Genomic DNA, 10732 nt, shown 5'->3' with positions numbered 1-10732 from the left:
CGTTCAATGAACGGCTTGGCGGTCGCCCAGAGATCAAGATCAGGATAAAGCTGTCGCCCCAGACCTTCGATTGCCAGCAGGGTTTTCTGAAGCAAGGTCAGTTGGGGCTGGACTTCCATGTCGAACCGGCGCGCTACCTGAAACAAACGAAACAGGAAATGGCCGAAGGAAATCTCTTTCAATGGCTTCTGGAAAATCGGCTCGCACACGGTACGAATCGCCGATTCGAATTCTTCGACGCGAGTCGAGGAAGGCACCCAGCCGGACTCGACATGCAATTCAGCCACCCGCCGATAATCGCGGTTGAAAAACGCATGGAAGTTTTCAGCGATATAGCGCTGATCTTCCGGCATCAGGCTACCCACAATGCCGAAATCGATGGCCATGTACTTGGGTTGGGCCGGGTTGCTCACATCCACGAAGATGTTGCCGGGATGCATATCCGCGTGGAAGAAGTTGTTGTCGAATACCTGTGTGAAGAACACTTCGACACCCCGTTCGGCAAGGGTCTTCATGTCAACACCCGCAGCCTTGAGCCGATCGGTCTGGGCAATAGGAATGCCGAATATCCGCTCCTGAACCAATACATCGGTACGACAAAGATCCCAGTAGATTTGTGGTACGTAAAGCAGCGGTGAATGCTCGAAGTGACGACGCAATTCCGCCGCATTGGCGGCTTCTCGCATCAGATCCAACTCATCCATCAGGGTCTTGTCGAATTCGGCCACGACGTCCACAGGGTGGAGCCTCGGCCCTTCCGACCAATATTTCTCTGCCAGGCGGGCAACGGTGTAGAGGATTTCAAGATCCTGCCGTATCCGTGGCTCGATGCCGGGACGAACGATCTTGACGACCACCTCATCCCCGTTTTTCAAGGTGGCAGCATGCACCTGGGCAATGGAGGCAGAGGCCATCGGCTCCGCCTCAAAACAGGAAAAAACAGACTCGATCGGGAATCCCAGTGCGCGCTCGATCCGTTTCCTCGCCTGCTCCGCCGGAAAGGGACGAACGCGATCCTGCAAGGCCGAAAGCGCATCGGCATATTCCATCGGCAACAGATCCTTGCGTGTGGACAGCATCTGGCCGAATTTGACGAAGATCGGCCCGAGATCTTCCAGCGCCTCGACCAGCCGCTGGCCGCGTGAGCGTTGACGATTATTGGATAACCAATACCAGGGAGAGAAGTACGTGACGAACCGAACCGGTCGCAGGAACGGCAGGGTAAGAACCAGCTCATCGAGCCCGTGACGATAGAACACATATTGAATGACGATCAGACGCCAGATGACGGTAAGCTTCATGCAGCACCCCGGTCATTTGTGGTGCGCGCCGCCAACTGCTCGATTCGAGCGGCCAGCCGATCCACTCGATCCCGGACAACATCAATTTCATCCAGCTGCGCTCGCAGCGCATCAGGTTCGACCAGCCAGGCACGCTCAAAGACCATGAAATCAGCGGCTTCCAGTTGTCGGGTACGACGCCAGATTTGAGCCTGGGCACGGATTCGATCGACCTTGCGCTCAATGAACCCCGCCGGCGCCACACCGATTTTGTCGGCCAGACGCGCAAATGGGTCGGAGTCGATTGCACCCAAGATACGCAAAAGCGATTCAGCGGCTGCCTGATTGCCTTCGATCTGGATGTCGCCGTTGAACAGGGCATCCATTTTGTGCTCGGCTCGACTGGCGCGTATCAGCCCCAGGCTACTCGCAGTAATGCGCGCGTCGGGATACGCTTCATGATGACGGAGCAGTAAAACGCCCTCGGGCGTTGAGGTAATGAAGAAACTTAGCGCAGGATCACGCAAGATCACCTCGAAAACCAGTCCATTGAGTTTTTGCAGGCGCTGCAAAGACGAGGTATCTTGCACAAGTCGCTGATTTATGGTTTTTTCGACCATCAGCATGAGGGGCAAAGGCAGTGTGGTTCCGATCATGGCGTGTCCATAGCAGGTGTGAACGTCATCCGGGCCGTCCCATCGGGCGGTTGCTTCGCCGATTCACGTCCGCACAAAAGAATAGTCCGCAATCTTAGCAAATGCTTCATCCGAAGGTGTCAGGATTATCCTGATGGAATTTTTCTTGGCAGAATTTTTTGGCACCACCCGTCATTCGGAGTCTGTAACGTCATGTCGCAATGGATTACGCATATCAAGCAACTGCACAAACCGGCGGACCAAGTTGCCTGTCTTATCGTCCGGGATTTAAGAAAGGATATGCAAAAGGCCCGTCGAATCTGGCTGAACAAGACGACAAAGCCGAACGGCGACCTGCAGCAAGACAGCGAAGCCCTGCATGATTTACGTGTTGGTATACGCCGATTGCGTGTCTGGTTGCTACAATCGCATGACCAGATACGCACCAAACCACGGGCACGCGAACAATTAAAACAATGGGCACACGGCAGCAACACCGGCCGTGACCTGGAAGTGATGCTCGGCCTTTTGCAACAGGCAAACACAGAAATAGCCCCCGGTCTGGCAGACATCACCTTGCCTGAACGTGCATTGATTCGAGAGAACGAAAAGCTCGAAGCGCTCATCTCTCAGCACGTTCTGGCACTTAAACCCGGAACACGTGTAGAGCGAAACAAACAGAGCTCATTTGCGACCTGGCTGGCAGACCGCCTGAGCTGCGAGCTTGAAAAGACACTGCCGCTACTCAAGGAAGATACTGAGACGCTGCATAAAGCCAGAATCCACATCAAGCACATGCGCTATCTGATTGAACCCATTACATCTTACGGGCTCGAAACAGCACAAACCGCATTGACCCAACTCAAGGAGATGCAAACCACACTGGGCGACCTGCACGATCTTTTTGTTCTCCGGCAAAGGCTTCCAGGTTTGCTGTGCGGACAACTGAACGAGCGCTTGTCCCATCGGCTCCAACAGGCAGGGGTTCCGACGCGGGGTATCCAACAGGATTTCACCGCAATTCGAAATCAATTGACGCGCTATCTGCATTGGCAGTCGACACACTATGAGGCGGCGATGAGGGGCTGGCATTCCTCCGCGCCACAAACCCGCGCACAAATGCAAAATGCACTGAATGATCTGATAAAAGAATTAAGGAACGCCTGATAGAAAAGTTTTTCGAGGGGTCCAAAATGGTCCCGCATGAAAATCACGGCTCAAGGGTGGCCGATTCAGCCAGCAGGTAGGTCTTGAAAGCCGATGCCACGGGTGAGAGGAGTTTGTCGCTGCGGTGCACGATGAACCAATGACGCATGATCGGGAATCCTTCGACAGAAAGGACGGCCAACCGCTTGAGCATCAACTCCATTTCCAATGTCTGCTCCGAGATGATCCCAAGACCCAACCCCGCCTGAACGGCCATCTTGATCGCCTCGTTACTGTTCATTTGCATGCTTTTGTGAATTTTCAACTCCCTGGCTGAAAAGAAACGCTCCATGGCGCCCTGCGTACCCGAACCGTCCTCGCGCACGAGGAAGGATTCATTCGCGAGCTCGGCAATGGGTATATCGGATCGGCCGACCCAGGGGTGATCAACCGGCGCGATAACAACCAGCGGGTTATCCATGAACTGTGTCGCTTCGAGCCCGAGGCCATCGGGCACCTGCCCCATGATGGCAAGATCGATCCGGTTTGTGGCCAGCAACCCCAGCACCTCTGCGCGGTTGGATACCTCAAGGTGAATAGACACCTTGGGGTAACGCCCACGAAACCCCGCCAGAATACCTGTGGCGACCGCGTTCACCGTGGAAGTTACCGCCACATTCAACTGTCCTTCTTCTGCGCCTTTGAGCCGCGCTAGCGCATTGCCCAGATCACTCAACTGAGCGGAGATGTTGATGGCCGCGTGCTGAACATTTCGCCCCGCTTCGGTCAGAAATATCTTTTTACCGACCTGCTCGGTGAGTGGCAGCCCCACAAAGGATTCGATCTGTCGAACCTGCATGGAGACACCGGGCTGACTCAGATGAAGCTCTTCCGCCGCCTTGGAGAAAGAAAGATGCCGGGCCACGGCCTCAAAGACCACCAATTGACGCAAGGTAAGTCGGCGCATTGTATAAGTCCAGCCTTATGCTTTATCTAAATATAATTGATTATTAATTATATCAGTCGGGTTTTAAAGTGCTTCGGCGTGTCTAGGACCTCAATCCTGAATTTTTTATAAACAGAGGAGTTACATCATGGATCAATCTGCTCGTTACGCCGACCTGAGCCTGAAAGAAGAAGATTTGATTGCCGGTGGCAAGCACATTCTTGTCGCCTACAAAATGAAGCCGAAAGCTGGCCACGGTTACCTTGAAGCCGCCGCTCACTTCGCGGCAGAATCGTCAACCGGCACCAACGTGGAAGTTTCAACCACCGACGACTTCACCAAAGGTGTTGACGCGCTGGTTTATCACATCGATGAAGCCACCGAAGACATGCGCATTGCGTATCCGATCGAACTGTTCGACCGCAACGTGACGGATGGCCGCTTCATGATCGTGTCTTTCCTGACCTGCGCAATTGGCAACAATCAGGGCATGGGCGACATCGAACACGCCAAGATGATCGACTTCTACGTGCCAGAGCGTTGCATCCAGATGTTCGACGGCCCGGCAAAAGACATCTCCGATTTGTGGCGTATTCTCGGCCGTCCAATCAAAGATGGTGGTTACATTGCCGGCACCATCATCAAGCCCAAACTCGGTCTGCGCCCTGAGCCGTTTGCCGCTGCGGCCTACCAGTTCTGGCTGGGTGGCGACTTCATCAAGAACGATGAGCCACAAGGCAACCAGGTGTTCTGCCCGTTGAAGAAAGTGCTGCCGCTCGTGTACGACTCAATGAAGCGCGCCCAGGACGAAACCGGTCAAGCCAAGCTGTTCTCCATGAACATCACCGCCGACGACCATTATGAAATGCTGGCCCGTGCCGATTTCGCACTGGAAGTATTCGGCCCCGATGCCGACAAACTGGCCTTCCTCGTCGACGGCTTCGTTGGCGGCCCCGGCATGATCACCACGGCCCGTCGTCAATACCCCAGCCAGTACCTGCATTACCATCGTGCCGGTCACGGCATGATTACTTCGCCATCCGCCAAGCGTGGTTACACCGCCTTCGTTCTGGCGAAAATCTCCCGTCTGCAAGGGGCTTCCGGTATCCACGTGGGCACCATGGGCTACGGCAAGATGGAAGGCGAAGGCGACGACCGCAACATCGCGTACATGATCGAACGGGATGAAGCACAAGGTCCGGTGTACTTCCAGAAGTGGTACGGCATGAAGCCCACCACACCGATCATCTCCGGCGGCATGAACGCGCTGCGTTTGCCTGGCTTCTTCGAGAACCTGGGCCACGGCAACGTCATCAACACCGCAGGTGGTGGTTCTTACGGCCATATCGACAGCCCGGCGGCTGGCGCGATCTCTCTGCGTCAATCCTACGAGTGCTGGAAAGCCGGTGCCGATCCGATCGAGTTCGCCAAAGAGCACAAGGAATTTGCGCGTGCTTTCGAATCCTTCCCGAAAGATGCAGACAAGCTCTATCCGGGCTGGCGCGAAAAACTGGGCGTCCACAAATAATCTACGCCTAGCATAAGCCACACACCCTCGGTAAGCCGGGGGTGTTCTGTGCCTGACTTATGGCCATCTGAGCCATGCACATTCCAAGATGTGTGCATCGCCCAGCTTGCTTCTTCAGTCTCACCACCCTTGACCGTCCGCATGTTGGGGCAATCCGCCAAGCCAAAATGATAAGGAACCATGCCATGACCGATAAAGAACAATACAAAATTCAGGCTGAACCCTTTTATCAGCAGCAGAATAACGAAGTCGCCCTTTATGAGGCTGCCTATCGCAATCGTCTGCCCGTCATGGTCAAGGGGCCAACCGGCTGTGGCAAATCCCGTTTTATCGAGTACATGGCCTGGAAGCTCGGCAAACCGCTGATCACCGTGGCGTGCAATGAGGACATGACAGCATCCGACCTCGTGGGCCGCTACCTGCTTGACGAAGGCGGCACGCGCTGGCTGGATGGCCCGTTGACTACCGCCGCGCGTATCGGCGCCATCTGCTATCTCGACGAGATCGTTGAGGCGCGGCAGGACACCACCGTGGTGATCCACCCACTGACCGATCACCGCCGCACCCTGCCGCTGGACAAGAAGGGCGAACTGATCCACGCGCATCCCGATTTCCAGTTGGTGATTTCCTATAATCCCGGCTATCAGACCTTGATGAAGGATCTGAAGCAATCCACCAAGCAGCGCTTTACCGCCTTCGATTTCGATTATCCGGATGCCGCATTGGAAACCGAGATTGTGGCCAATGAAACCGGTTTGGCGTCCGATACGGTCGCCAAATTGGTCAAAATCGGCAACGTGGCACGCAATCTGAAAGGTCATGGATTGGATGAAGGCATTTCAACCCGTCTGCTTGTCTATGCAGCAACCCTGATCAAGGACAACGTGTCACCGGTCGATGCCTGCCGCATGGCGCTGGTGCGCCCGATCACCGATGACGCCGACATCCGCGAAACGCTGGATCATGCGATCGTCGCAACCTTTACCTAACCTACTCGAGGTGAAAATGAAGCAATCAATCATCACAACATCCATTCTCACCTGTCCGCATTGCGACTTTGCGCAACAAGAAACCATGCCAACCGACGCTTGCCAATGGTTTTATGAATGCACGCAATGTCACGAGTTGCTAAGCCCTAAGCCGGGTGATTGCTGTGTCTTCTGCTCCTATGGCAGCGTTCCGTGCCCGCCCATCCAAATTTCTGGCAAAGGAAGCTGCGGTTGCCATGAATAACACGCTTTCCCGGGATCAGCAGCTTGAGCTCTATTGGACCAGGCTCGACACCCGCTTTCCCCAGGCGCAAGCCGTCTTCGAAGACTGCATGACCGAGGCGCTCGCCTCCCTCAGTAGCGAAGGGGTCGACGCCTATCTCGAAGCCGCCCGGGCGATTGGCAAACTGGGCCGCGGGGTGGAGCCCATGCTGGCCTTCTTGGAGGAATGGCCCGCAACCGCTTTAGCGGTGGGTGAATCGGCACTCACGGCGGTTATGGACACCATCCGTGTCATGCAAAAATCCCCTAATGGCCGGGCCATCGATCCGTTTATCCGCACACTGGCGCCTGTAGCGCGACGGTTGCAATCGGCAGAGCTGCTCGAGGAATATCTGGAAATCACGCAGAATCTGATGACGCGAACCACCGGATCGATCCACGGCCACCACACGACATTCCCAAGCCCCGGCTTACCTGATTTTCTGGCTCAGGCACCGAATCTGCTCGGCCAACTCACGCTCTCGGGCATGAAAAACTGGGTGGACTATGGCATCCGCAATTACAACAACCATCCCGAACGCCAGAAGGATTACTTCAGTCTGCAATCGGCAGACAGCCGCGCCGTGCTGCAACGCGAACGGCAAGGCACGCTCCTGGTCGATAATGAGCGAAATCTTGATTTGTATCTGCGCGGCTTGTGGCAGGACAGCGAGCATCTGGTGCCCTACTCCACCGCTTTTGATCAAATCCGCAAGCCCATTCCTTATTACGACAAACTCGGCATCCGGCTGCCGGATGTGTGCGAGGATCAAAATGGCATCCGCGGCATCGATCGCTACCGTGCCATTCTGGCGCATATCGTTGGGCATCGCCGCTGGTCCGAAGCGCAAATCGCTGATAACTGGAGCCCTTTTCAGCGCATGGCGGTCGAATTCTTCGAAGATTGCCGCATCGACACGCTACTGATTCGCGAATATCCCGGTATGCGGAAACTCTTTCTCGCGCTGCATCCCAAACCACAAGAGAATGCCTGCGACCCGGAGACCACCTCCTGTCTGCGCCACCGGCTCGCCATGCTCTCACGTGCCTTGCTCGACCCGGATCACGGTTACACGGATGCCGATCTCAATGAATTTGTCGCGCGTTTCCATGCACTGATGGAGCAACCTGCAACCTCAACCAATGAGGTTGCGCACTTGGCGCTGAGCTATGTCGCCAGAACCCGTCGTCAGAGTGATCAGTTCGCCAAGGTGCATTTCGACAATACCGTTGTCGAATACCGTGACGACAATCGCCAACTGTGGAAATTCATCGAAGCAGGTGATGAGGAAGAAGCCTTCGATGAACAGCGCAAAATCGAACCGCAGGAAATACAGGGTCTGCCGCCACGTCATTATCCCGAGTGGGATTACGTGAGCCAGAGCTACCGACCGGACTGGGTAAGCGTGTATGAATCGCTGCATTCCAGTGGCAATGCCGCCGATATTGACCGCCTGCTGCAAAAACATGCGGCACTCGCGAAACAGCTCAAGAAAATGCTCGATGCACTCAAGCCGCAGGACAAGGTGCGTATCCGTTATCAGGAAGAAGGCAGTGAGCTTGATCTGGACGTAGCCATCCGCTCTCTGATCGATTACAAGAGCGGCGCAAATCCCGACCCGCGCATCAATATGAGCCATCGCACAAACGGCCGCAGTATCGCCGTCATGCTGTTGCTCGATCTCTCGGAATCGCTCAACGAAAAGGCGGCGGGCAGTGAACAAACCATCCTTGAACTCAGCCAGGAAGCCGTATCACTGCTGGCCTGGGCCATCGACAAACTCGGCGACCCCTTCGCCATAGCCGGTTTTCATTCCAATACCCGCCACGAAGTACGGTATCAGCACATCAAAGGCTACAGCGAACGCTGGGACGATGAAGTCAAAGCCCGTCTGGCGAAAATGGAGGCCGGTTACTCAACCCGTATGGGCGCGGCCATGCGCCACGCCGCCCATTACCTCAGCGCCCAGAAGGCAGACAAGAAACTCATGCTGATCCTGACCGACGGCCAACCTTCGGACGTGGATACTTCTGACGATCGGCTATTGATCGAAGACGCGCGTCAAGCAGTCAAGGAACTCGATCAACAGGGCATTTTCCCCTATTGCATCAGTCTGGATGCACGCTTGAAAGCTGGCGATGATGATTACGTGCGTGACATATTCGGCCAGCACTACACCATCATCGACCATATCGAACGCCTGCCGGAGCGCCTGCCGAAGCTGTTCATGGCGTTGACCAAATAGCCGGTCGTCCTTATCTTCCAAGAATCCCCGCTTCAGATATTGTCTTGCTTGGGTCGCTCCAGCAGATAGTCCAGAAAAGCACGTGCGGCCACCGACAGCTGCCGGCCCGCAGGATAGATGGCATACCATTGCCTTATGATCGGAAAGCCTTGAACGTCCAAGATTGCGAACTGACCGGGCTGGTTCAACATGAGCGTTTGGCGAGACAGCACCGAAATACCCAGTCCGGTCAGAATTGCCTGCTTGATGGCCTCGTTACTACCCAGCTCCAGTCTTGGGCGAATCGTAATGCCCTGTTCAGCGAACCTTCGCTCAATGGCATTACGGGTACCTGAGCCTTTTTCCCGCATCAGCCACGGCTCTTCGGCCAAGCGCTCAAGGCTGATGTTTTTCTCTTTGGCTAAAGGGTGATCCGGCGCGGCCAGCACGACAATCGGATTATCCATGATGGGCGTGGATTCGATTTCCATATCTTCGGGGGGCTGACCGAGCAGATAAAGATCATCCAGATTATCGGCAATACTCGCCAGCACCTGTTCCTTGTTGGTAACGCGTAAACTCACCTCGATACCGGGGTAAAGTTTCGAAAATTCACCCAATAAGCGCGGCGCAAAATACGAGGCGGTGGTAATCGCCATCAGACGCAGTTGGCCCTTCTTCAAACCCTGCCGCTCGGCCACCGACATGGTAAACCGGTCCATGATGCCAAATACCTCACGGGTTGCCTGTGCAAGCTCCTTTCCGTCCTCTGTCAGATGGATTTTCTTGCCCACCTGTTCGATCAGAGGCACACCCAGCATTTCTGAGAGTTTTTTCATTTGCATGGACACCGTTGGCTGCGTCAGAAAAAGCTCTTCTGAGGCACGGGTGAAACTACCGAGCCGGGCGATGGCCTCGAAAATCTCAAGTTGCCTGAAGGTCGTGTAATGACGCATATCTGCTCCTGGTGATCCGAACGGCTTGGTTAATGGGCGACCTTCTGAATTATGAACGATTTGCCTGTTACAAGGCAGAGACTGTCAGCAAGAGCGCCCCCAACCGAGCCGTTTGCAGCACGTGGCCGCAAAGGGCGGGCGCAAAAAAAGCCCTTGATGATAATTACCTAATAAAAGGTTATCAATCAAGGGCTTAAATTTGGTTGCGGGAGTAGGATTTGAACCTACGACCTTCGGGTTATGAGCCCGACGAGCTACCGAGCTGCTCCATCCCGCGTCAGTAGGAGGCGTATATTATAGACTTCTGAACTGTTGTCAAGGGTTGATTTTATTTTCATGCAGCGTGAGCGGGTCATTGCGCCGGTTTGGTTGTCACTACAGGCTTTGCAATTTCAGCTTCGGATACGACCTTATTCCTTCCTGTTGCTTTTGCCTTGTACAAACGCTCATCAGCCAGCGCGATCAACTCATCGGCCGCAATGGACTTTTGACCTGTCGTTGCCGCAACACCAATGCTTGATGTCACCTGTAGCACCAGGTCGCCCAGATTGACCTGAGATTGACTGATGGCGAAGCGAATGCGCTCAGCAACGTCGCGTGCGTCCTGAATACTCGCACCAGGGAGGACGACTACGAACTCCTTGTATGTTTCATTTTGCCGGACAAGGCGGGTAAATTGTTAGTCGATTTTGTCTGGCCCGGCAAGGCAGCTCGTCTACCCCTTGGGACTCCAAGCCCGTGGGAGAGCAAGGAGCGTCGTGCCGGT

Annotated in this window: 11 protein-coding genes and 1 tRNA gene; 6 read left to right on the top strand and 6 right to left on the bottom strand. The window is 54.9% G+C overall.

What is annotated here, in order from left to right:
- Both ubiB and PHD44_RS11380 read right to left on the bottom strand, forming a co-directional pair.
- On the bottom strand, positions 1 to 1301 hold a 1301-nt coding region (gene ubiB / locus PHD44_RS11385), incomplete at its 3' end, for a ubiquinone biosynthesis regulatory protein kinase UbiB (protein WP_300191765.1).
- Positions 1298 to 1936, bottom strand: a complete 639-nt coding sequence (locus PHD44_RS11380) for an SCP2 sterol-binding domain-containing protein (protein ID WP_300191762.1) — start codon at positions 1934 to 1936, stop codon at positions 1298 to 1300. The genes PHD44_RS11380 and ubiB, both read right to left, overlap by 4 nt.
- 192 nt (positions 1937 to 2128) lie before the next feature.
- On the opposite strand from PHD44_RS11380, the gene PHD44_RS11375 reads away from it, so the two are divergent.
- Positions 2129 to 3082, top strand: a complete 954-nt coding sequence (locus tag PHD44_RS11375; protein WP_300191760.1) for a CHAD domain-containing protein — start codon at positions 2129 to 2131, stop codon at positions 3080 to 3082.
- Between the two features lie 43 nt (positions 3083 to 3125).
- On the opposite strand, the gene PHD44_RS11370 is transcribed toward PHD44_RS11375, so the two are convergent.
- The gene (locus PHD44_RS11370) at positions 3126 to 4028 is read right to left on the bottom strand and encodes a LysR family transcriptional regulator (RefSeq protein WP_300191757.1); all 903 of its coding nucleotides are present in this window, start codon (positions 4026 to 4028) and stop codon (positions 3126 to 3128) included.
- Between the two features lie 127 nt (positions 4029 to 4155).
- Between PHD44_RS11370 and PHD44_RS11365 the strand changes: the two genes are divergently transcribed.
- The 4 genes from PHD44_RS11365 to PHD44_RS11350 all read left to right on the top strand — a co-directional run bounded on the left by PHD44_RS11365 (position 4156) and on the right by PHD44_RS11350 (position 9031).
- A complete protein-coding gene (locus tag PHD44_RS11365; protein WP_300191754.1) occupies positions 4156 to 5535 on the top strand; it encodes a ribulose-bisphosphate carboxylase in 1380 nt (459 codons plus the stop codon).
- A 185-nt stretch (positions 5536 to 5720) separates the two neighbouring features.
- On the top strand, positions 5721 to 6524 hold the full coding sequence (locus PHD44_RS11360; protein ID WP_300191751.1) for a CbbQ/NirQ/NorQ/GpvN family protein: 804 nt from the start codon (positions 5721 to 5723) through the stop codon (positions 6522 to 6524).
- 16 nt (positions 6525 to 6540) lie between these two features.
- Positions 6541 to 6768, top strand: coding sequence for a GDCCVxC domain-containing (seleno)protein (locus PHD44_RS11355; RefSeq protein ID WP_300191749.1), 228 nt, complete (start codon positions 6541 to 6543; stop codon positions 6766 to 6768).
- The gene (locus PHD44_RS11350; protein WP_300191746.1) at positions 6689 to 9031 is read left to right on the top strand and encodes a VWA domain-containing protein; all 2343 of its coding nucleotides are present in this window, start codon (positions 6689 to 6691) and stop codon (positions 9029 to 9031) included. The genes PHD44_RS11355 and PHD44_RS11350 overlap by 80 nt, the downstream gene beginning before the upstream one ends.
- 32 nt (positions 9032 to 9063) lie before the next feature.
- Here PHD44_RS11350 and PHD44_RS11345 read toward each other — a convergent pair whose 3' ends face one another.
- The 3 genes from PHD44_RS11345 to PHD44_RS11335 form a co-directional block, all read right to left on the bottom strand.
- A complete protein-coding gene (locus PHD44_RS11345) occupies positions 9064 to 9966 on the bottom strand; it encodes a LysR family transcriptional regulator (protein WP_300191743.1) in 903 nt (300 codons plus the stop codon).
- A 200-nt stretch (positions 9967 to 10166) separates the two neighbouring features.
- A tRNA-Met gene (locus tag PHD44_RS11340) sits at positions 10167 to 10243 on the bottom strand.
- Positions 10244 to 10318: 75 nt separating this feature from the next.
- Positions 10319 to 10576 (bottom strand): GGDEF domain-containing protein, encoded by a 258-nt coding sequence (locus tag PHD44_RS11335; protein WP_300191768.1) that lies wholly within the window; start codon positions 10574 to 10576, stop codon positions 10319 to 10321.
- Between PHD44_RS11335 and PHD44_RS11330 the strand changes: the two genes are divergently transcribed.
- The coding region (locus PHD44_RS11330; protein ID WP_300191740.1) for a hypothetical protein at positions 10526 to 10732 on the top strand (207 nt) is incomplete at its 3' end. The genes PHD44_RS11335 and PHD44_RS11330 overlap by 51 nt on opposite strands.

The organism is Halothiobacillus sp., from assembly GCF_028710545.1.
Lineage (GTDB): Bacteria > Pseudomonadota > Gammaproteobacteria > Halothiobacillales > Halothiobacillaceae > Halothiobacillus.
Note: the sequence above shows the minus strand (reverse complement) of the source record. Positions and strands in the feature narration are given on the sequence as shown.